The following is a 22355-nucleotide window of genomic DNA, read 5'->3' on the forward strand; positions in this document are numbered from 1 at the left end:
TAGGCGCGTCTCTTCTGCCTCGTGTCTTTATTCTCGCCTTTCGCGGCCTAATATGGAACTCACATTTTCTCGCCTCAACAGGAGCTCCCATGCCCGACGTTTCCGACAACGCCCCCGATTTCACCCTGCCACGCGATGGCGGTAATACTGTTACGCTCTCCGCGCTGAATTCCGGTGCCGTGGTCCTGTTTTTCTACCCGCGCGACGACACGTCGGGATGCACCAAAGAGGCCGTGGCCTTCTCTGGGCTCAAGGCCGAATTCGACGCTGCCGGGGCCACTGTAATGGGCATTTCCAAAGACAGCGTTGCCAGCCACGAGAAATTCCGCAACAAGCATGCGCTGGATGTACCGCTGTTGTCTGACGAGGCATCAGAGACCTGCGAGGCGTATGGCGTCTGGAAGGAAAAAAACATGTATGGCAAGAAATTCTTTGGCATCGAACGATCGACCTTTCTGATCGCCCCGGATGGTCGCATTGCCAAGGTTTGGCGCAAAGTCAAAGTACCCGGCCACGCAGAAGAGGTGCTGGACGCGGTAAAGGCACTTTGAAAACCCCGACCCTGTCAGAGATGGCCGTCGAGGTCCTGACGACGCCTGAAGGCCGCGCCAAGACCGCACTGTCTCGTGCCCATGCTGCAACATGGCGAGAGGCGCGCGCCGCCGGCGAGACTATTCCGCTCGGCCGCGCCCACCCGCCGTTGCAGCCCGCTCGTCCCGAGCATCCCGCACTGCTCGATCCGCGCCAGGTGCCGCGCAGACGCCCCGGATCGGAAAAAGGCCGCATCGCCATGCTGCATGCGGTCGCGCATATCGAGCTTAACGCGGTCGATTTGCATTGGGACATCGTCGCGCGGTTCATTGACACACCGATGCCGATCGGATTCTACGATGACTGGGTCAAATCGGCCGATGAGGAATCCAACCATTTCAACCTGATATGTGACTGCCTTGAAGCACTCGGCAGCCATTACGGGGCCCTGCCCGCACATGCTGGCATGTGGCGCGCCGCCGAGGATACCGCCCATGACTTCATGGGCCGCCTCGCGGTCGTTCCGATGGTTTTGGAGGCGCGCGGCCTCGATGTGACACCGGGGATGATCGACGTGTTCGAACGGGCCGGCGAGACCCGCGCCGTCGAGGCGATGCAAGTCATCTATGCCGAAGAGGTGCATCACGTCGCCTATGGCTCCAAATGGTTTCACTTTCTTTGCGGTCGCCACAATCTCGATCCCAAGGACGTGTTCCATGATCTTGTGCGGAAATATTTTCACGCCCCACTCAAGCCGCCTTTCAACGAGGAAAAGAGGGCCGAAGCCGGATTGCCGCCTGACTTTTACTGGCCGCTCAGCACAACCGGCTCGACTTGAGATTGAAACATGACCCGCTTGATCGGCGGTTTTCCGCCAATACAGCGGGAAACGGCCCAAGTCAGGACGCGATTTGGTCAAAAATCTTGCCCAACCGCCCGCTACTGGATAATCACTCCCTCTAAGGACGGCCCCATCACGGCGCGAAGGGTCCACGAGAAATAACAAAGGCATAGACCGCGTGAGAACAAGACTAGCTATAAAACTGCACGCACTCTTGGAACGTTATTTCCCCGAACGCCGGGTGTTTCTGCGATCAGATACCGACACGCGTTTCATTCGGTTGCGGCCCGCGACCCAATTAATCGCCTTTTCCGGCGCCTCGGCCATCGTCGCATGGGCGATCATCGCGACGTCCATTCTGGTCATGGACAGCATCGGGGCGGGCAATTTCCGCGAACAAGCCAAGCGTGATCAGCGCACCTATGAAAATCGGCTCAATTCCCTGTCATCCGAGCGCGACATGCGCGCCGCAGAAGCGATGGCGGCACAGGAACGGTTCAGCTTTGCGTTGGAACAAATCTCGGCAATGCAATCTGAATTGCTCGCGTCCGAGACGCGCCGCCGGGAGTTGGAGACCGGGATCGAGGTCATTCAGTCCACGCTGCGCCGCACCATGTCAGAGCGCGACGCGGCCCGCGATAAGGCGCAGCAGCTTACCCTCGCGATGGCGGATGGCGAGACGTCGGCCCTGGGTCAGCCACAGGATGCGTCCCCCGACGCGACGCTCGATTTCCTGACTGCGGCCCTGTCGGATGCCGCACAAGAGCGCGATACGACGATCGCCAACGCGCAGGAGGCTCTCTTGCAGGCAGACGAGATGGCCCATCAGCTGCGCCTGCTCAAAGACCAGAACGATCAGATATTCAGCCAGCTCGAAGATGCGATGGCGATCTCGGTTGAGCCTCTCGACAAGATGTTCCGGGCTGCCGGTCTGAGCACCGACTCGCTGCTTGATGCGGTGCGTCGGGGCTATTCAGGTCAGGGTGGACCGATCACACCGCTCTCGTTTTCCACCAAGGGCGAGGCTCCGTCCCCCGACACCGAGCGCGCCAACCGCATTCTCAATCGCCTCGATGAGCTGAATCTCTATCGCATCGCCGCTCAAAAGGCGCCCTTCGCGCTCCCGGTCAGGAACGCGTTTCGCTACACATCGGGCTACGGCATGCGGTGGGGCCGGATGCATCGGGGCACCGATTTCGCTGCCCCCCATGGCACCCCCATCTATGCCACGGCCGACGGTGTCGTCACGCATGCCGGGTGGCTCTCCGGCTATGGCCGTCTGGTCAAGATCAAACACCCGTTCGGCATCGAGACGCGCTACGCCCACCAGTCCAGAATTCGCGTCAAGGTCGGCCAAAGGGTCTCGCGCGGAGAGCGGATTGGTGATATGGGCAACTCTGGACGTTCAACGGGCACGCATCTACACTATGAAATCCGTGTCGGCGGCAAGTCCGTCAATCCCATGACATACATCAAGGCTGCAAACAATGTTTTCTAAGAGCAAAATCAACGAACCCGCGCACAAGCCGGACGAGGCCAAATCGACCACGTCCGACAATCGGCTCGATTCGGCGCGCCCCGACGCGCAGAGCACGGAATTCAAGGCTCAGTCTCCCAAGGCCAAGCCGCCCGCCTCGGTGTTGTCCTCGGATCTGCACGTGACCGGCAACCTCAAGACCAGCGGCGACATTCAGGTCGAGGGCTCTATCGAGGGTGACATCCGGGCGCATTTGCTGACCATCGGCGAAGGTGCGACAATCAAGGGCGAGGTGATCGCCGATGACGTTGTCATCAACGGCCGCATCGTGGGCCGCGTTCGCGGTCTCAAGGTCCGCCTGACGTCCACCGCGCGGGTCGAGGGCGACATCATTCACAAGACCATCGCCATCGAAAGCGGCGCGCATTTCGAAGGCTCGGTTCAGCGGCAGGACGATCCGCTTTCGGGAAACAAGTCAGGCCCGAAGCCGCAGGCCGCAGCCAAGCCCGCAGCCCCGGCCGAAAAGGCCCCGGCAGAGGCGACGCCGTCGGCCAAGCCCGCGCAGGGCTGAGCGGCGGTCCAAGCGTGTATAATCGGGTGGCCCTGCATCGCGTGGCCGCCCTTACTATTTGCGCCGTATCAGGCCACCTCAATCGGGCCTATCCCAGCCCCGTAATCCGGGCATGGTGAAGGGCCGCCACGGCACAAGATGCCAACCGCGCCATATCATCATCGGCGCGCGAGTTGAGGATGATCGGAACACGCGCCCCCAGAACCAACCCGGCCGCCTCGGCGTGGCTGAGATAGGTCAGTTGCTTGGCCAGCATGTTGCCGGCGTCCAGATTTGGAACCACGAGCACATCCGCCCGACCGGCCACCGGCGACGTGATCCCCTTGGTCCGCGCCGCAGCGATATCCACCGCGTTATCCATTGCCAATGGCCCGTCGACCAGCCCGCCGGTGATCTGGCCCCGCTCCGCCATCTTGGATAGCAGCGCCGCGTCCATCGAGGAGGGCATGTCCGGGTTGACCGTTTCCACAGCCGAAAGAACGCCGACCAAGGGTTGCGCGATGCCAAGGCTCAGACCAAGGTCAATCGCGTTCTGGACGATATCCACCTTGGTGCGCAGGTCCGGCGCAATGTTTATGGCGGCATCCGTCACCATCAGCGGATGCGCGAGGCCCGGTACATCCATCACGAAAACATGCGTCAGCCGACGTCCCGCGCGCAGACCGATGGTCTTGTCGAGGACCGCGCGCAGCAGGGTGTCTGTGTGCAGATGGCCCTTCATCAGCGCCCCTGCCCGCCCCTCATGCACCAGCGCAACAGCACGCCGTGCCGCAGCATCGGGCCCTGTCTCGGGGACGACCTCGATACCGCTCAGATCGGCACCCATGGCCTTGGCCGTTGCTGCGATGCGCACGGGATCACCAATCAGGATCGGCTCTATCAATGTATGCGCCCGCGCCAGGAGCGCACCGCCCAACGAATTGGGGTCCTCCGGGCAGATCACCGCCGTGACCAGCGCCGCCAGCGGCTCAGCCTTCCTGAGCAGGGCCTCGAAATGTCGATGTCGCTGAACCACCAGCCCGGGCAGGTCGTGACTTGAATAGCTCATCTTGCGGCGCGGAGCCTCGACTTCGGCCACGCCCGACAGGATCAACGCGTCATCGCGTGGCCGCCGCACCTCTGTGGCGAGCGTCAGGGTACTGTCCCTGTCATTCTTGTCCGTCACCGTCACCCGGCTTTCCAGTTCGTCACCGGCATGGGCGTGATTGTGAAACACAAGGCTTTGCGCCCTGTATAGGGTGCCCGCCCCGGGCAGAAGATTGCCAAGCACCGCTGAAATGAGCGACCCCAGGAACATGCCCGGCACCACAGCCTCGGGACGGCCGTCGCCGTCACCGTCCAGATCATAGAGGTGCATCGGATTGTGATTGCCCGAGACATTGGCAAAGACCAGCAAATCATCCTGTGTACAAAGCCGCCGCAGGCTCTGGCTGTCACCCGGCTGCAACTCTTCGAAGATGTGGTTTTCGATCTTCATGTCGCATTCCCTCCCGTGCTCCGGCATCCGGGTGCTGCTTTTACACCTTGTCAGCTTAGCCGCGCGCGTTGCTGCATAGGAGTGACACCATAAGCGGATTTGTAAACCCGCGAAAAATGCCCCGAGCTCTCAAAACCGCAGGCCATGGCGATCTCGACCACGGACGCCTCGGACTGAATGAGCAGATGCCGTGCCCTGTCCAGCCGCAAATCCATAAAGAACTTCTTGGGCGACGTGTTGAGAAACTTGCCAAAAAGCCGTTCCAGCTGGCGTGTCGAAATGCCAATCTCGGCAGCGATCCGCGCCGGGCTCAACGGGTCTTCGACGGTTTCGCGCATGCGTGCAATCGCCCTGCTGAGATGTACGTTGCGGATACCGTTGCGCGATTGCAGCGAAACGCGCTGCGCGGCACTCGCTTCGCGCACCGACGCATAGACCATCTGATCGGCCACGGCGACCGACAGGTCATAGCCATGATCCCGCTCGATCAGATGCAGCATCAGATCCGCCGTCGCAGTCCCTCCCGAGGCGGTCACATGCGGCTCATCCGCGACAAAGACGCTACGCACGAGGCCCACCTCTGGAAATCGCTCCATGAAGGCGTCGTGAAAATCCCAGTGGATCGCGGTCTTCATGCCGTCGAGCATGCCGGTTTCGGCCAGTATCCACGCCCCCGAGCAAAGCGCTCCGATCGCCGTGCCGTGGCGGTGTTCGCGGCGTAAGGCCATTTGCAGCCCGCGCGAGACATGCGCCCGCATGTTGATACCGGACAAGACAAAGAGACAGTCACATGCCGGGATCGCGTCAAGCCCGTGATGCACCAGCGTGACCGACCCGTTCGAGCAAGTGGCCGTCTCACCATTCTCGGACAGGAACGACCAGCGATACAGCGTCTCGTCACTGATCAGATTGGCAATACGCAAAGGTTCGACCGCACAGGCAAAGGCCAGATGCGAGAACTCCTCGACCAGAATGAAGGCGAAGTGCTGGGGCTTGGTCATGGCATGTCCATAGGCGGGCTGTGATCTGTCTGGCGGTGATTTTGTCGGAAGACAAGAATTATCCATTGCGTATACAATTTGTATACTATAAACGGCAAGACGAATTTCACGCCAGAGGAGGCCCGGGCATGGCCGCCAAGGACCGCAAGACCACGCTTGCAACGCATCTCAGACACGCGATTCTCACCACGGCGCGACAGCCCGGTGCCGATCTCGACGAGGCCGCGCTCTGCGCCGAGTTCGACCTGTCGCGCACCCCGGTGCGCGAGGTGTTCCGCGAATTGGCGGGTCTTGGCTATATCGACCTGCGCGACAATCGCGGGCCGCGCGTCACGGACCTCACCCACACCACGCTGCGCGATTTCTTTCTGGCCGCGCCGATGATCTATGGCGCGATCCTGCGGCTTGCCGCGCGCAACGCCACCGAGGTGCAGATTGCCGCCCTGCGCGCCGCGCAAGAGACGTTCCGCGCCGCCCTGCGCGAAGGATCGACCCAGGATCGCACGCTGGCCAACAACCGCTTTCACGAGATCACCGGCGCAATGGCGGGCAATATCTATCTCCTGCCGTCGTTCCATCGCCTGCTGATCGACCATGCGCGCATTTCCATGACCTTCTACCGCCCGGAGAACGCCACCATGGCCGACAACGTGGCCGAGGCCAGCCGCCAGCATGACGCCATCATCGAGGCCATTGCGGCTCGTGATGAGGCGCAGGCTGCGCAACTGGCCGAGGATCACTGGAACCTCTCACGCCACGAGATCGAACGTTTCGTGATGCCCTCGGCCCTTGATGTGCCGATGGGCCGCCTCACCCGCTTCAGCCCCGCATGAGGACCGCCATGACCCCACTCTTTCGCTTTGACGGGATCTATACCCCGGTCATCACCCCCTACCAGCCTGACGGCACGGTGAACCGTGACGCCCTGGCCGAGGTGATCGAGCACCTGATCGCCAGCGGCGTGCACGGGATCATCACCGGCGGCTCCACCGGTGAGAACTATGCCCAGACCGTGGCTGAGCGGGTGGAATTGGCGCGGCTGACGCATCAGATAATCCGCGGGCGTGTGCCGCTGGTGATGGGCACGGGCGCGATGCTGACCGACGATTCCATCACATTGGCGCAGGCCGCCCGCGAGATCGGTGCCGATGCGATCCTGCTGGCCTCGCCGCCCTATGCCGTGCCGACGGACCGCGAGAACGCGCTTAACGCGCTGGCCATTGACCGCGCCGCCAACCTGCCGGTGATGCTCTATAACTACCCCGGCCGCACCGGCACGATGATGGGTGAGGAGTTTCTCGACCGTGTCGGCCGCAGCCGCAATTTCTGCGGCATCAAGGAAAGCTCGGGCGATATCAACCGGGTGCACCTGCTGGCGCGCGACTACCCGCATATCCAGATGGGCTGCGGGATGGACGATCAGGCGCTGGAGTTTTTCGCCTGGGGGGCGCCGTTCTGGGTCTGCGGCGGCTCCAACTTTCTGCCCGCCGAGCATGTGGCGCTATATCAGGCCTGCGTGGTCGAGGGTGATTTCGCCAAGGGGCGGCGGATCATGTCGGCCATGCTGCCCCTGATGCATGTGCTGGAGCAGGGCGGCAAGTTCATCCAGACGATCAAGCATGGCGTGACCATGAGCGGCATCGACGCGGGCGAGGTGCGCGCGCCCCTCAAGGGCCTGAACAAGGACGACAAGCGCGCATTGGACCAGGTGGTGCGCGTGCTGAAAACCACCATCGCAACCATCACGGCGGAGGGCTGAGACATGAGCTTGCTGACACGCGACGAATATGCGGCCATCGCCGCGACGCTCGACCTGCCGACGGGGGCGTTCATCGACGGCGGCTATCGCCCGGCGATCTCGGGCAAGACATTCGCCACGCTGAACCCCGCCACTGGCGAGACACTGGCCGAAATTGCCGCCTGCGGCACCGAGGACGTGGATTTCGCGGTGACCAAGGCCCGCGCGGCGTTCGACGATGGCCGCTGGTCGCGCCTGCCCCCCTCCGCGCGCAAGGAGGTGCTGATCCGCCTCGCCAAGCTGATGACCCGCAATGCGCGCGAGCTGGCGGTGCTGGAAAGCCTCGATTCGGGCAAGACCATCTACGATTGCGAGACGGTGGATGTGCCCGAGACCATCCATTGCCTGAAATGGCACGCCGAGGCGATCGACAAAATCTACGACCACGTCGCCCCCGCCTCGGACGATCACATCGCCATGATTGTGCGCGAGCCCATCGGCGTGGTGGGTCTCGTGCTGCCGTGGAACTTTCCGCTTCTGATGCTGGCATGGAAGATCGGCCCGGCGCTGGCGGCGGGCTGTTCGGTGATCGTGAAACCGGCCGAGGAAACATCGCTCACGGCCCTGCGCGTGGCCGAACTGGCACATGAGGCCGGGCTGCCGCGCGGGGTGCTCAATGTCCTGCCCGGCAGCGGGCCCGAGGTGGGCGAGCCACTGGGCCGCCACATGGATGTGGACATGGTCAGCTTCACCGGCTCCACCGTAACCGGCAAGCGGTTCCTGGGCTATTCGGGCGAGAGCAACGCCAAGGAAATCGTGCTCGAGATGGGCGGCAAGAACCCCGCCATCGTGATGGACGACGCCGAAAACCTCGACCGCGTCGCGTCGCATATCGTGCAGGGTGCGTTCTGGAACATGGGCGAGAACTGCTCGGCCACCTCGCGGCTGATCGTGCATCGCGACGTCAAGGAGGCGCTGCTGTCACGGATCGAGGCGCATGCCCGCGAATGGGTGGTGGGCGACCCGCTTGATCCCGAAACGCGCGTCGGCGCGCTGGTGAGCGAGGGGCATTTTGCCAAGGTCTGCGGCTATCTCGATCAGGCGGAAGATGTCATCTTCGGCGGCACGGCGGAAAAGGGCTTTGTCGCGCCGACGGTGGTGATGCTGCCCGGCAACGACCACCCGCTTGCGCGCGAGGAAATCTTCGGCCCTGTCCTCAGCGTGATCGAGGTCAGCAGCTTTGACGAGGCCATTTCCGTGGCCAATGACACCGATTACGGCCTCTGCGCCGCGCTCTTCACCGCGAACGCCAAGCGCGCGCTGCGTGGCGCAAGGATGCTGCGGGCAGGCACGGTGACGGTCAACAGCTTTGGCGAGGGTGATATCTCGACGCCGTTTGGTGGCTACAGGCAATCGGGCTTTGGCGGGCGCGACAACGGGCTGCACGCCCATGATCAGTATACCCAAGTGAAAACCATCTGGCTTGATTTGGCCGATGACGTGGAAGAGGAGGTATCGTGATGGCACGAATAGGGTTTCTTGGTACGGGTGCCATCGCCGAGGCGATGGTGCGCGGGCTGGACGGTGCAGGACATGACATCCTCGTGTCCGAGCGCAACGCGGCGACGGCGCAGCGGCTCGCCCGTGACTTCGCAGGGGTCTCCGTCGCAACCAATGATGAGGTGGTCGCCCAGTCGGATATCGTGATCCTGTGCCTGATGTCCGGCATCGCCGAGCGGGTGCTACCCGAGCTGCCGTTCCGCGCCGATCACAAGGTGATCTCGGTGATGGCAGACATGCCGCGCGACAGGCTGGCGGCGCTGATCCCGGATGTTGCCGATCTGAGCCTGACCATCCCCCTGCCGTCCATCGCGACGGGCGGCTGCCCGCTGCCGGTCTGGCCGGATACTGGCAGCGTGCGGGCGGTCTTCGGAGACCGCAACCCGGTGATCGCCGTCGAGAGCGAGGCGGCGCTCAACGCGCATTTCGGGGCCTGCGCCGTGTCGCTTCCCGTCATGGCGTTGCTGCGTACCGGGGTCGACTGGCTCGCCGCGCAGACCGGGGACCGGGCCGGGGCCGAGATTTACGTGACCGCGATGTTCGGGGCCTATTTTGCGGCGATGCGCAAGGACGGGTCCGGCGGCATCGACACGCTGATGGCCGATCTGGGCACCGAAGGCGGCCTGAACGACAGCCTGTGCAACACCATGGCGCAGGCCGGTGCCCCCGATGCGCTTCTGGAGGGCCTTGATGGCCTGCGGGAGCGTTTGGGATTGCCACCGGCATGACCGCGCACCGCGCCAGACGGCTGCCAGCGCACCTTGGGCCAGCGGCGTGGAACGCCATCCTCCCCGCCCAAGACCCGGCGACCCCGCTTGACGGCGACGCCACCGCCGATTTCGCGGTGATCGGCGCGGGCTTTGCCGGGCTGTCGGCGGCGCGGCGGCTGACCCAGCTTGCCCCGGGCGCGCGCATCGCGCTGCTGGAGGCGGGCCGTGTGGCCGAGGGGGCTGCGGGGCGCAACTCGGGCTTCATGATCGACCTGCCGCATGACTTGACCAGCGAGGATTACGCCGGGGCGGGCGATGATCGGGCGATGATTGCGCTCAACCGTTTGGCGCAGGATTTCGGGCGCGGGGCCGTGGCGGAGTACGGCATCGACCCGGCGTTCTTTGATCCGGCGGGCAAGGTGAACGGCGCGGCGAGCGCGGCCGCGCATGCTCATAACGAAAGCTACGCACGCCACCTCACGAGCCTCGGGGAGCCGTCAGAGATGCTCGACGCGCAGGCGATGCAGCAATTAACCGGCAGCGCGCATTACCGCTCGGGCCTCTACACCCCCGGCACGGTGATGTTGCAGCCGGCAGGCTATGTGCGCGGGCTGGCGGACGGGCTGCGACGCGCGGGTGTGGCGATCCATGAGGGCAGCCCCGTCACCGCCCTCAGCCGTCAGGGCGAGGCGTGGCAGGTCGAGACACCCAAGGGGCGGCTGAGCGCGGGCCGCGTGATCCTGACCGTCAACGGCCACCTCGAAAGCTTCGGCATCGCGCGCGGGCGGCTGATGCAGCTATTCCTCTTCGCCACCATGACACCCGACCTGGATGCCGACACGCTTGCCCGCCTTGGCGGGCAATCCCGCTGGGGTGTCACGCCGTCGGACCCGATGGGCACCACCATGCGCCGCATCGACAGCGCGCAGGGCGGCAACCGCATCGTGACCCGCACCTGCGCGGTGCTGCGTCCCGGAATGCAGGCGACCCGTGCCGACATGACCCGCGCCGCCCGCGTGATGCAGCGCAAGTTTGACCAGCGCTTTCCGCAACTGGCAGGGCTGCGCATGGAGCACGCCTGGGCCGGGCACCTGTGCCTGAGCCTCAACGGCGTGTCGGTCATGCGCGAGATCGAGCCGGGGCTATTCGCGGGTTGCGTGCAGAACGGCCTCGGCACCGCGCGCGGCACGCTGACGGGAATGGGCGCGGCGGAGCTTGCCTGCGGCGCGACCAGCGCCATCACCCGCCATTTCACCGCAGAAGCCGCGCCCAAACGCCTGCCGCCGCCGCCATTTGCCGGGATCGGCGCCAACGCGGTGCTACGTCTCAAGGAATGGCGCGCGGGCGACGAGTGAGATCAGAGCGCCCGCGCGCTCTGCCTCAACTCGAATTTCTGGATCTTTCCGGTAGAGGTCTTGGGAAGCTCTTGGAAGACAACCGCTTTGGGCGTCTTGAAACCGGCCAGACGCTCTCGGGCAAAGGCAAGAAGCTCTGCTTCATCCACATCCGCACCATCCTTCAACTCAACAAAGGCGCAAGGCACCTCGCCCCATTTCTCATCCGGCTTGGCCACCACGGCGCACAAGAGCACCGCATGATGGCGCATCAACACACCCTCGACCTCGACCGAGGATATGTTCTCTCCACCAGAGATGATGATGTCCTTGGCCCTGTCGGCAATCTTGAGGTAGCCGTCCGGATGCTGAAACGCGATGTCGCCGGACCGGAAATAACCACCGCGAAACGCATCTTCTGTCGCGCGCGGGTTCTTGAGATAGCCCTTCATCACGGCATTGCCGCGTATCATGATCTCTCCCAGTGTCTCACCATCCATCGGGATCTGCGACATGCTCTCGGGGTCCATCGCCGTGATGTCTTCCATCATCGGCATCAACACACCGGTCCGCGCCTTGATGGCATAGCGCTCCTCGTCCGGAAGATCATCCCATGCGTCCTGCCAGACGCATTCCGTGACATGACCATAGGTTTCGGTCAGGCCATAGACCTGCGTAACTGTAAAACCCAGGGGCTCGATCGCCGCCAGCGTCGCGGCGGGCGGCGGGGCGCCTGCCGTGAACACATCCACAATATGATCGAAGCTGCGCCGCTCCTCGTCCTTGGCGTTGACAATCATGTTGAGCACGATGGGCGCACCGCCAAAATGTGTCACCCCCTCGTCAGCGATGGCATCATAGATCGCCTTGGCGGTGATGTCGCGACAGCACACCACCGTACCGCCCAGCATTGGCATGAGCCAGACATGGTTCCAGTTGTTGCAATGAAAGAGCGGCACAATCGTGAGATACCGGGGATACCGCGGCAGATCCCAGCTGACGACCGTGCCCATGGTCATCAGATATGCGCCACGATGATGGTAGACCACACCCTTGGGGCGCCCTGTCGTGCCGGATGTGTAATTGAGCGCGAGACTCTCCCATTCATCTTCCGGCATGATCCACTCAAACTCCGGGTCGCCAGAGGCCAGAAATTCCTCGTACTCCATGTAATGTCCGTGGGCGTGCACCCCCGCTTCGTCATCGGCCACCTCGATCACGCCCGGCGCAGGCCCGTCCATCAGGTCAAACGCCTGCGCAAGAACCGGCAGGAATTGCGGATCGCAGAGCACGACGCGGGCCTGCCCATGGTCGAGGATGTACGCGATCGTATCGGCCTCGAGCCGGGTGTTTATGGCATTGAGAACCGCCCCGCAGGCCGGGACACCGAAATGTGCCTCACAATGTGCGGGAATATTGGGCAGAAGGGTCGCCACCACGTCACCGGGCTCAATACCCAGATTGACAAGCGCCGACGCAAGCCGCGTGCAGCGTTCGTGGTACTCGTCGAAGGTCCGTCGAATGCCATGATAAACCAGCGCCTCGCGCTTCGGAAAGAGCTGCGCGGCGCGCCGCAGATGCGACAGCGGTGTCAGCGCGACGAAATTCGCCGCACATTTGCCAAGCCCGGTCTCGTCCTTCATCCAACCCATCGAACCCTCCCTGATTCTCCCTCGCGGGTCCGGAGAGATTAGGCAAGTTCAGGGCGCTTTCAAATGGGGAAGATCGGGCGGGGCCCGTTACAGCCCCAGCTTGGCCGTCACGATCTCGTTCACCGCTTTGGGGTTGGCCTTGCCGCCGGTGGCCTTCATCACCTGCCCCACGAACCAGCCCGCGAGTTTGGGGTTGGCTTGCGCCTTTTCCACCTGCGCGGGGTTGGCGGCGATGATCTCGTCTACCGCCTGCTCGATGGCACCGGTATCCGTGACCTGCTTCATGCCCCGCGCCTCGACGATCTGCTCAGGGTCTCCGCCCTCGGTATAGACGATCTCGAAGAGGTCCTTGGCAATCTTGCCGGAAATGGCGTCGGACTTGATGAGCCGCACGATACCCGCCAGTTGCGCCGGGCTGACGGGGCTGTCCTCGACGGAATGGTCTTCTTTCTTGAGACGTCCAAACAGCTCGTTGATCACCCAGTTCGCCGCCAGCTTGCCGTCGCCCGCGCCCGCCGCGACCTGCTCGAAATAGCCGGCGTTGGCGAGGTCAGCGGTCAGCACGCTGGCGTCATATTCCGACAGGCCAAACTCCAGCACAAACCGCGCCTTCTTGGCGTCGGGCAGTTCGGGCAGGTTGGCCGCGATATCGTCAACCCAGGCCTGCTCAATCTCCAGCGGCAGCAGGTCGGGATCGGGGAAATAGCGGTAATCATGCGCCTCTTCCTTGGAGCGCATGGAGCGGGTTTCGTTGCGGTCCGGATCATAGAGCCGGGTTTCCTGCACCACCTCGCCGCCCGCCTCGACAATCGCGATCTGGCGGCGCGCCTCATAGTCAATCGCCATCTGGATAAAGCGCATGGAGTTCATGTTCTTGATCTCGCAGCGGGTGCCCAGATGTGCGAAATCCTCGCTTTCCATGTATTTTTCATACTGCCCCGGACGGCAGACCGACACGTTGACATCCGCCCGCAGGTTGCCGTTCTGCATGTTGCCGTCGCAGGTGCCCAGGTAGCGCAGGATCTGGCGCAGCTTGGTGACATAGGCGGCGGCCTCTTCGGGCCCGCGAATGTCGGGGCGGCTGACGATCTCCATCAGGCAAACGCCGGTGCGGTTCAGATCGACAAAGGACATCGCCGGGTCCATGTCGTGGATGCTTTTCCCTGCGTCCTGCTCCATGTGGATGCGTTCGATCCGCACCAGCCGCGCGATGCCCGGCTCCATGTCGACAAGGATTTCCCCCTCGCCCACCAGCGGATGATAAAGCTGGCTGATCTGGTAGCCCTGCGGCAGGTCGGGGTAGAAATAGTTCTTGCGGTCAAACGCCGACCAGAGATTGATCTGCGCCTTGAGGCCCAGCCCGGTGCGCACGGCTTGTTCAACACAGAATTCGTTGATCACCGGCAGCATCCCGGGCATGGCCGCGTCGACAAAGGCAACATTGGAATTGGGCTCGGCCCCAAACCGGGTGGAGGCCCCCGAGAACAGCTTGGCGTTGGACGCCACCTGTGCGTGCACCTCCATCCCGATGACGAGTTCCCAATCGTGCTTCGCCCCGGCGATGACCTTGGGTTTGGGGGAGTCGTAGGTGAGATCGAGCATGGCAGGTCTCCGGCTGAATGATGGACCGCGTTCTAGGACAGCGGCGCGGAGGGGGCAAGAGCGGTGACACTGAATGCAGGGTCTTGGCATCACGAAAGATTGAGACCATCCCGGTTGCAGTGTTTCGGCGAAGTTAAGAGCGTAACTTATGGGTCGTACTTTGCGCATGGAGAACAACATTGGCGATTATTACCAAAGCGACTGACGCACCTGACAATGGCGAAACACCGTATTTTATAGCGCCACGGGATGAATTTCTTGGGGAGGATCTCGTCGGATCATGGTTGCAGGCGGCGCGCAGATGGATATCGGCGGGCATCTCGTGCTGGTCGAGGGCGTCGCGGCGGCGGATCTGGGGTTGGAGGATTTCCAGTTCATCTGAGGCAGTCGCGCCGACGCCATGACTAGAGTGCCATCGGGCACTCTTGTCGCGGAAAAAATTTAAGGCCCATGTCAACCTCATTGATAAATATAAAAAATATTGAAGATGAGATTCCTTTCGGAGTACAGTTTTCGCCACGAGAAACTTTACGTCTGGAAAGGAAATTCATATGAACCTGTTCTCCCTATCGGGCTTTGCGGTCCGCAGAGACGGCAGCCCGGAGGACAACGTCGTTGAAGTCAGGGACACAACGTTTGAACTGGCGATAGAAAACGACGTCTTCAATTATAGCGTCACGGGCTTTTCTGCCCCGGACGAAATCTTGCCCAATATCGAGTTGAACAACGACGCGGACCTCAATCGCGCGGTGCTCGACGGGATCGACATCACCGATCCATCCAATGACGGCGAGGTGCTACTCGGCTCAGTCACGACACCACAGGGCACACATGTCATTCTGGTGGTCTTCGACGAGGCGACCAACACGGATTTCATTTTTCCCATCGGCGGTGACCCGTTGAACCAGCCCTCGACCATCGCCCAGTGGGAGGCGCTGGACGCGTCCATTCTGGGCGGCGGCCAGGTCACATCCGGGCCCTTTGCGCCAAACCAGAATATTGCCCTGACCACCTTCGACAACACGACCGTCAGCGTCCTGCCCGATGGTGAGCTTTTTGAAGGGACTGATGGCGATAATCAACTCATCGGAGGTGACGGCGACGACACGCTGCTCGGCCTCGACGGCAACGACAATCTCAATGGCGGCCCCGGCGACGACCTGATCAACCCGGGGGACAATGTCGGTGGCTTTCTGGGGTTTGACGGCATCACGGGCAGCACCGGCAATGACACCATTGATTTCAGCGACATCGCCATCGGCTTCGTGGGGCTGAATTACAGCGGTTTCGATCAAGGCATCGAGGTGACGATTGACGGCTCGGCCAATACCGGCAGCATCCGCGACACCGGCAGCGGCGATGTCGACACGTTGATCGACGTCGAGAACCCGCTATTTTCGGGCTGGACGACCGGCGGACTGAATATAACCGGCGGGATTGGTGATGACGTGTTCGATGTCCGCCCATCAGGCGCGCAATGGATGAGCATTCGGGGCGGTGACGGCGTCGACACCTATATCATCAACGGCGACACGCCCGAGCGGGCCGATGGATCGGACGAGGTCGGCGCAGTGCGGATTGATCTGAGCGGTGGCGGTGCCGTGGATGTCAATCTGGAAACCGGCGTCATTTCGAATGACGGGTTCGGCAATGCTGAAAGCATCCAAGGCGATGCACCGGTCTGGGAATTGCGCAGCGATGACGGCAATGACCGGATGGTCGGCACGTCAAATGCCGAGTCTTTCCGCACGCACGGCGGCAACGACACGATCGACGGCGGCGGCGGCTTTGACCGGATACGCTACGAGGGCGATACCGACAGCGCCATTGTGGCCAATCTCGCCACCGGCGTGATCACAAGCAGCGCCGGTGGCGTGGCCTTTACCGACACGGTCTCTGGCATCGAATATGTGCGCGGGACCGAGTTCGACGACGCGATCGTCGGCAATGCTGATGACAACCTTTTGCAGGGGCGCTTGGGCGACGACACGATCGAAGGCGGTCTCGGCGATGACACGATCGAGGGCGATGGCGGCGGCTCCAGCGATTCACTGCAGAGCGGCGACGGCGTGGACACCGCCATCCTGAATGTCGCACGCGCCGATGCGGTGACGTCACGGAACGGTGACGATATCCAGATCGTGAGTGCCGAGGGCACCGACATCTTCCGCGATGTCGAACGCTTCCAGTTCAGCGACGGGACCGTCAGCGCCAGCGACCTCTTCGAGGGCGAGACCATTCTCGGCGATGACGGCCCCGACACGCTTGAAGGTACTCTCGGCGACGACGTGATCGCCTCCGGCGACGGAGATGACAGCATCGATGGCGGCGACGGTGACGACACGATCGCGGCCTCTGACGGCGATGATGTGGTTGACGGCGGCGACGGCAATGACAGCATCGGTGGCGGTTTGGGCGACGACACGCTCGACGCGGGCCCCGGCAACGACATCCTCGGCGGCGGTCAGGGCAATGACAATGCGACCGGAAACTCCGGCAATGACGCATTGAGCGGCGGCCCCGGCGGAGACTTCCTGTTTGGTGGAGAAGGCAACGACACCATTGGCGGCAGTTTTGGCAATGACACCATTTTTGGCGAGGCCGGAGACGACAGCCTTGGCGGCGGCACCGGTCAGGACAACATCAACGGAGACGCAGGTCATGACAGTGTCGGCGGCGGCGAAGGCGACGATTCCATCCTCGGCGGCGAGGGCAATGACTTTCTCGCCGGTGGCGGCCGCAACGACCGCATAGACGGGGGCACCGGCGACGATACCATCAATGGTGGAGACGGCGATGACCTCATGACCGGCGGCGCGGGGGCTGATGTCTTTGTGTTCAACTTCTTCAAGGAGCAGGACGAGGACGTGATCACCGATTACGAGGACGGCGTGGACAGCTTCCTGATACGAACTGTCAACATCGACACTGAAGAGGTCAATATCACAAACGGCGGCAATGGCTTGCAGGGATTTGTCGATGCCTTGGGCATCACCGACACGGCCTTGGGCGCGCAGATGAACATCGACGGGCACCTGGTGCTGATCGAGGGCGTCGCGGCGGCGGATCTGACGGTGGATGACTTCCAGTTCATCTGAGCCTGTAGCAATGCGGCGATCAAGGGGCACCTTCGGGTGCCCCGACTTGCATATCGCGACGTGTGTTGTTCCCTACCCTATGTGCTTCATCCTCTGCCGGTAGCGCGTTAGCGCAATCATCCCGATAAAATACGGTTTGCGATAACGGTTAACGCTAACAATCTGAAATTCCATCGAAAAACGATTTTTACGACTTTCGGGGGGATTATCCTCCGTTTATACGGGCGCCAATTCATCAGTCAGGAGTCCCCCCATGACCATAACCGTAGGGATCAACGGTTTCGGCCGGATCGGTCGCGCCACACTCGCTCATATCTCCGAGAGCCTGCGCAACGACATCAAGGTGGTCAAGCTCAATGCGACCGGTCCGATCGAGACGGCAGCCCACCTGATGCGGTATGACAGTGTGCATGGTCGTTTTCCGCACCCGATCACAGTCGACGGAAACAGCATGGATCTGGGCCGCGGGCCGATCGAGATGTTTTCGACCTACGACATGACCGCTCTGGATTGGGACGGGGTTGATGTGGTTCTGGAATGCACCGGCAAGTTTAACGACGGACTGACCGCGCGGACCCACCTGGACCGCGGCGCGCGCAAGGTGCTGCTGTCCGCCCCCGGCAAGAATGTCGACCGCACCGTGGTCTACGGCGTCAACCATGAGAGCCTCCAGCCAAGCGAGCGGATGATATCGAACGGCTCCTGCACCACCAACTGTCTGGCACCGCTGGCCAAGGTCCTGCATGAGGGCATCGGCATCGAGAGCGGCATCATGACCACGATCCACGCCTATACCGGAGATCAGCCCACGCTCGACCGGCGGCACAACGACCTTTACCGCGCCCGCGCGGCAGCGATGTCGATGATCCCCACCTCAACCGGGGCCGCCAAGGCGCTTGGCGAGGTGCTGCCAGAGCTGGCGGGCCGCCTGGATGGCTCAGCCATCCGGGTGCCGACGCCCAATGTCTCGGCGGTGGATCTGACCTTTGTGGCGCAAAAGGACGTGACCAAGGCCGATGTCAACGAGGTCGTCGCCGCCGCTGCCGCCGGGCCGATGAAGGGCGTGCTCGCCTATGACCCCGAGCCCAAGGTCAGCGTCGATTTCAACCACACCGAGGAAAGCTCGATCTTTGCTCCCGACCAGACCAAGGTGACCGGCAAGCGGCTGGTGCGGGTGCTGGCCTGGTATGACAACGAATGGGGCTTTTCGTGCCGCATGGCGGATGTGGCGGTGACGATGGGCCGCCTGCAATAAGCGCCGGCTCATCAATGCACAGCCTCTGATGGACGCGCATCGGGGGCTGTCTGTTTGCTACTTTGGCGTGCATGGATCATCGCGCCGCATGGTTTGGCCGGGCGCCGGCTTGCGCGTTGGGGCTGCGTGAGGCATACCCGACGCGAGGTACGTAACGAAAGCACGCGCCATGACCAACACCATCGCGCTCAGTCTGGGAGCGATCATCCTCGCGGGGCTCGGGCTCGACCTTATCTTCAATGACAGCAACGCACTGATTTTCGTCGGGCGCAAACTGATTGATTTCATCGAATATCTCGCCTTTTGGCGTTAATCCCCAAATTTACGCAAAGATTGACTCATTACGAAACTCGTTTATGTTCGCTTTTGATTGTTAGCGCTAACGAAAATCAACGGAGAGCCATATGACACTCAAGGTAGCCATTAACGGCTTTGGCCGGATCGGTCGAAATGTGTTGCGCGCGATCCTCGAGTCCGGACGCCACGATATCGAGGTTGTTGCGATCAATGATCTGGGTCCGGTCGAGACCAACGCGCATTTGCTCGAGTTTGATACGGTCCATGGCCGCTTTGCCGGGCCTGTCACCACGACCGCAGAAACGATCGACGCCGGGCGCGGGCCGATGCGCGTCACAGCCATTAAGGATCCCGAAACACTGCCATGGGGCGATATCGATATCGTTCTGGAATGCACCGGTATGTTCACCGACCGCGACGCAGCGGCCCGTCACCTGCAAAATGGCGCGGGCCGCGTGCTGGTCTCTGCCCCATCGAAAGGCGCCGATCGCACAGTCGTCTACGGTGTGAATCATGGTGATCTGACCGATCAGGACCTGATCGTGTCCAACGCCTCATGCACGACCAACTGTCTCGCGCCCGTAGCCAAGGTGTTGCACGAGGCCATCGGCATCACACGCGGTTTCATGACCACGGTGCACAGCTACACCGGCGATCAACCAACCCTCGACACGATGCACAAGGACCTCTACCGCGCCCGCGCGGCGGGGTTGAACATCATCCCGACGACAACCGGTGCGGCGCGGGCCGTCGGGTTGGTCTTGCCCGCGCTCGACGGGCGACTCGACGGCACGGCCATTCGCGTGCCTACCCCGAATGTCAGCGTCGTGGACCTCACGTTCGAAGCGGCAAAGGACACCAGCATCGAGGAGATCAACGCCGCCATGACCGATGCCGCGGCCGGACAGCTTGCCGGGGTTCTGGCTATCACAAAACGCGAGCTGGTCTCATCAGACTTCAATCATAACCCCCACAGTTCGATCTTCGCGACCGATCAGACGCGTGTCATGGAGGGGCGCATGTGCCGCGTGCTCAGCTGGTATGACAATGAATGGGGCTTTTCCAACCGCATGGTGGATACGGCTGTCGCAATGGGGCAAGAAACAACGTCGCCGCGCGCGCGTCACGGAGCTTTGCAATCAAGCAGAGCGCAGACTGAACCATGCAACTGACCTGAAAGCGACGCGCTCAGGCGAACTTGGCCAACAGCGCCTCGCGCACCGGAGGTGTGACAAATTTGGTCACGTCCCCGTCAAGCCGGGCGATTTCCTTGACCAGCTTCGAGGCAATCGCCTGATGCCCTGCATCGGCCATGAGGAACACGGTCTCGACCGAGCTGTCGAGCGCCCGGTTCATACCAACCATCTGAAACTCATATTCGAAATCTGCAACGGCCCGCAGCCCGCGCACGATCAACTGAGCACCAACATCATGTGCGCAGTCGATCAGCAGGTTTTCGAACGGGTGCGCGACGATCTCGGTGCCGGTCAGCTTGCTCAGCTTGGCGCACTCCGTCTCAATCATCTCGACGCGCTCTTCCAAAGTGAACAGCGGCCCCTTGTCACGATTTATGGCAACGCCCAAGACCAGCCTGTCGACCAGGACCGCAGCTCTGCGGATAATGTCGATATGGCCCAGAGTGATCGGATCGAACGTGCCGGGATAGAGGGCGATACGCATGGGCCACTCCGTTATTATGTTTGGCTCATACGCAACAATACCGCGCGGCGGAATGCAAGCCCCGTGGGCCTCAATACCCCATTATCATCCCTTCGAGCGCGTTCTTCTCCATCGACAGCTCTTCGAGCCGCGCCTTGACCACGTCGCCGATGGTGACGATGCCCACCAGCTTGCCATCCTCGACCACCGGCATGTGGCGAAAGCGGCCATCGGTCATCCGGGTCAGAACCGCGTCAGAGCTGTCCTGCTTGGAACAGCAGACCGGGTTGCGGGTCATCATCTCTGACACCGTTTCGGTCATGCAGGAGGTACCGCGCACCGCAAGGCTGCGCACGATATCGCGCTCCGAGAGGATGCCATCGACCGTGTCGCCATCGCGCGACACGATGAGGCCGCCGATCCGGCGTTCCGCCAGCGTCTGCGCCGCCTCCGAGACCTTGGTCTCGGGGGTGATCGTGATCACCGCGCCGTCGCCCTTGGATTTCAGGATTTGCTGAACCAGCATGGCGTGCCCTCCGACATAAAATATGCTCAAATCAGCGTGATACAGAACAAAATTTTTGTCAACTGCGCGCCTCGAGCCGGGCAACCTCTTGCCGCAGCCCGTCGGCGAGCGCGGCGGAGAACCGGTTCTGTCGTTCCAGCCTGCGATCATCGGCATGGCGCACCAGATAAAAACTCCGAGTGAGGGAAAATTTTTCCGTCAGTATCCGGCGGACACCCCGCGCCCAGGGCAGTGAGAAATCGTGCAGCACACCGATGCCACCGGCCTGCCGCACCCAGTTGAGCTGCACCGAGACAGAGTTGGACGCGAGACTCACCCGCTCCACTCCCGCCTCGCTGAGATAGTCCAGCTCCTTGTCAAAGATCATGTCCGGGATATAGCCCACCATCCGATGCCCTTTCAGATCAGCCAGCCCTGCAATCGGAGCATTCCGGCGCAAGTATCGCACCGAGGCCGCAAGATGCAGCTTGTAGTCGGTGAGTTTCTGAACGGTCAGCCGCCCGGCTGTGGGCGGGCTCACCGCGACCACCATATCCGCTTCCCGCCGGGTCAGGTTGAAGACGCGTGGCAAGGCAACAATCTGAATTTCAAGGTCTGGGTTTTCGGCCCCAATCGCCGCGCAGACCTGCGGCAGCAGGAAATTGGCACAGCCATCGGGCGCACCGATGCGGATCTGGCCGCTCATGCCGCCCGCCTGCCCTGCCATTTCCTCGGACGCGTCCTGCATCGCCTGTTCCACCCGCATCGCATGGCCCATCAGGCGCTGCCCGGCTTCGCTGAGCGCATAGCCGGTCGGGGATTTGGCAAAGAGCGGCGCGCCGGTTTCTTCCTCCAGCCGGGCAATGCGGCGGCCCACCGTGGCCGGGTCGATCCGCAGCAGGCGCCCTGCCCCCGACAGGCTCTCGGCGCGGGCCACCGCCAGGAAAATCCGGATATCGTCCCAATGCGGCTGCACGGCGCTCTCCTTTGCAGAAATGCAAATCGCTTTTGGAATATTGCCTCTTTTCGCCCGAGTTTTGCAAGACT

General features: G+C 62.2%; 20 protein-coding genes. 13 read left to right on the plus strand and 7 right to left on the minus strand.

What is annotated here, in order from left to right; translation table 11 throughout:
• The first annotated feature begins 89 nt into the window (after positions 1-89).
• The 4 genes from Q0X85_RS14400 to Q0X85_RS14415 all read left to right on the plus strand — a co-directional run bounded on the left by Q0X85_RS14400 (position 90) and on the right by Q0X85_RS14415 (position 3420).
• Positions 90-551 (plus strand): peroxiredoxin, encoded by a 462-nt coding sequence (locus Q0X85_RS14400; protein ID WP_297773011.1) that lies wholly within the window; start codon positions 90-92, stop codon positions 549-551.
• Positions 552-571: 20 nt separating this feature from the next.
• Positions 572-1369, plus strand: a complete 798-nt coding sequence (locus Q0X85_RS14405) for a ferritin-like domain-containing protein (protein WP_297773082.1) — start codon at positions 572-574, stop codon at positions 1367-1369.
• A gap of 181 nt (positions 1370-1550) precedes the next feature.
• Positions 1551-2870, plus strand: coding sequence for a M23 family metallopeptidase (locus Q0X85_RS14410; RefSeq protein WP_297773012.1), 1320 nt, complete (start codon positions 1551-1553; stop codon positions 2868-2870).
• On the plus strand, positions 2860-3420 hold the full coding sequence (locus tag Q0X85_RS14415; RefSeq protein WP_297773013.1) for a polymer-forming cytoskeletal protein: 561 nt from the start codon (positions 2860-2862) through the stop codon (positions 3418-3420). Before Q0X85_RS14410 ends, Q0X85_RS14415 begins: the two co-directional genes overlap by 11 nt.
• An 88-nt stretch (positions 3421-3508) precedes the next feature.
• Here Q0X85_RS14415 and Q0X85_RS14420 read toward each other — a convergent pair whose 3' ends face one another.
• Both Q0X85_RS14420 and Q0X85_RS14425 read right to left on the minus strand, forming a co-directional pair.
• Positions 3509-4897, minus strand: coding sequence for a bifunctional enoyl-CoA hydratase/phosphate acetyltransferase (locus Q0X85_RS14420; RefSeq protein WP_297773015.1), 1389 nt, complete (start codon positions 4895-4897; stop codon positions 3509-3511).
• A 50-nt stretch (positions 4898-4947) separates the two neighbouring features.
• Positions 4948-5898, minus strand: coding sequence for a GlxA family transcriptional regulator (locus Q0X85_RS14425; RefSeq protein ID WP_297773017.1), 951 nt, complete (start codon positions 5896-5898; stop codon positions 4948-4950).
• Between the two features lie 128 nt (positions 5899-6026).
• On the opposite strand from Q0X85_RS14425, the gene Q0X85_RS14430 reads away from it, so the two are divergent.
• Genes Q0X85_RS14430 through Q0X85_RS14450 form a run of 5 tightly spaced genes read left to right on the plus strand, consistent with a single transcriptional unit; the run spans position 6027 to position 11261 of the window.
• Entirely contained in the window at positions 6027-6731 is a 705-nt protein-coding gene (locus Q0X85_RS14430; RefSeq protein WP_297773019.1) for a GntR family transcriptional regulator, read from the plus strand.
• 8 nt (positions 6732-6739) lie between these two features.
• Positions 6740-7657, plus strand: coding sequence for a dihydrodipicolinate synthase family protein (locus Q0X85_RS14435; RefSeq protein WP_297773020.1), 918 nt, complete (start codon positions 6740-6742; stop codon positions 7655-7657).
• Between the two features lie 3 nt (positions 7658-7660).
• The gene (locus Q0X85_RS14440) at positions 7661-9157 is read left to right on the plus strand and encodes an aldehyde dehydrogenase (protein WP_297773022.1); all 1497 of its coding nucleotides are present in this window, start codon (positions 7661-7663) and stop codon (positions 9155-9157) included.
• Positions 9157-9924, plus strand: a complete 768-nt coding sequence (locus tag Q0X85_RS14445) for an NAD(P)-binding domain-containing protein (protein ID WP_297773023.1) — start codon at positions 9157-9159, stop codon at positions 9922-9924. The genes Q0X85_RS14440 and Q0X85_RS14445 overlap by 1 nt, the downstream gene beginning before the upstream one ends.
• Positions 9921-11261, plus strand: a complete 1341-nt coding sequence (locus Q0X85_RS14450) for an FAD-binding oxidoreductase (RefSeq protein WP_297773024.1) — start codon at positions 9921-9923, stop codon at positions 11259-11261. Before Q0X85_RS14445 ends, Q0X85_RS14450 begins: the two co-directional genes overlap by 4 nt.
• Positions 11262-11263: 2 nt before the next feature.
• On the opposite strand, the gene Q0X85_RS14455 is transcribed toward Q0X85_RS14450, so the two are convergent.
• Both Q0X85_RS14455 and gatB read right to left on the minus strand, forming a co-directional pair.
• Positions 11264-12892 (minus strand): AMP-binding protein, encoded by a 1629-nt coding sequence (locus Q0X85_RS14455; RefSeq protein ID WP_297773026.1) that lies wholly within the window; start codon positions 12890-12892, stop codon positions 11264-11266.
• Positions 12893-12979: 87 nt separating this feature from the next.
• Entirely contained in the window at positions 12980-14494 is a 1515-nt protein-coding gene (gatB, locus tag Q0X85_RS14460; protein ID WP_297773028.1) for an Asp-tRNA(Asn)/Glu-tRNA(Gln) amidotransferase subunit GatB, read from the minus strand.
• Positions 14495-15045: 551 nt separating this feature from the next.
• Here gatB and Q0X85_RS14465 point away from each other — a divergent pair.
• The 4 genes from Q0X85_RS14465 to gap (Q0X85_RS14480) all read left to right on the plus strand — a co-directional run bounded on the left by Q0X85_RS14465 (position 15046) and on the right by gap (Q0X85_RS14480) (position 20316).
• The gene (locus tag Q0X85_RS14465) at positions 15046-17592 is read left to right on the plus strand and encodes a calcium-binding protein (protein WP_297773030.1); all 2547 of its coding nucleotides are present in this window, start codon (positions 15046-15048) and stop codon (positions 17590-17592) included.
• 253 nt (positions 17593-17845) lie between these two features.
• Complete coding sequence (gene gap / locus Q0X85_RS14470; protein ID WP_297773031.1) at positions 17846-18847, plus strand: type I glyceraldehyde-3-phosphate dehydrogenase; 1002 nt, start codon at positions 17846-17848, stop codon at positions 18845-18847.
• 169 nt (positions 18848-19016) lie between these two features.
• Complete coding sequence (locus tag Q0X85_RS14475; RefSeq protein WP_297773033.1) at positions 19017-19160, plus strand: hypothetical protein; 144 nt, start codon at positions 19017-19019, stop codon at positions 19158-19160.
• Positions 19161-19251: 91 nt separating this feature from the next.
• Entirely contained in the window at positions 19252-20316 is a 1065-nt protein-coding gene (gene gap, locus Q0X85_RS14480) for a type I glyceraldehyde-3-phosphate dehydrogenase (RefSeq protein ID WP_297773035.1), read from the plus strand.
• A 16-nt stretch (positions 20317-20332) separates the two neighbouring features.
• Here the strand turns inward: gap (Q0X85_RS14480) and coaD are convergent, their stop codons facing one another.
• The 3 genes from coaD to Q0X85_RS14495 form a co-directional block, all read right to left on the minus strand.
• Entirely contained in the window at positions 20333-20824 is a 492-nt protein-coding gene (gene coaD, locus Q0X85_RS14485) for a pantetheine-phosphate adenylyltransferase (RefSeq protein WP_297773037.1), read from the minus strand.
• Positions 20825-20894: 70 nt separating this feature from the next.
• Positions 20895-21329, minus strand: a complete 435-nt coding sequence (locus Q0X85_RS14490; RefSeq protein WP_297773039.1) for a CBS domain-containing protein — start codon at positions 21327-21329, stop codon at positions 20895-20897.
• 58 nt (positions 21330-21387) lie between these two features.
• On the minus strand, positions 21388-22284 hold the full coding sequence (locus Q0X85_RS14495; protein WP_297773040.1) for a LysR family transcriptional regulator: 897 nt from the start codon (positions 22282-22284) through the stop codon (positions 21388-21390).
• Positions 22285-22355: the final 71 nt, after the last annotated feature.

Origin of the sequence: uncultured Roseovarius sp. (assembly GCF_947259555.1) — a bacterium.
Classification (GTDB): Bacteria; Pseudomonadota; Alphaproteobacteria; order Rhodobacterales; family Rhodobacteraceae; genus Roseovarius.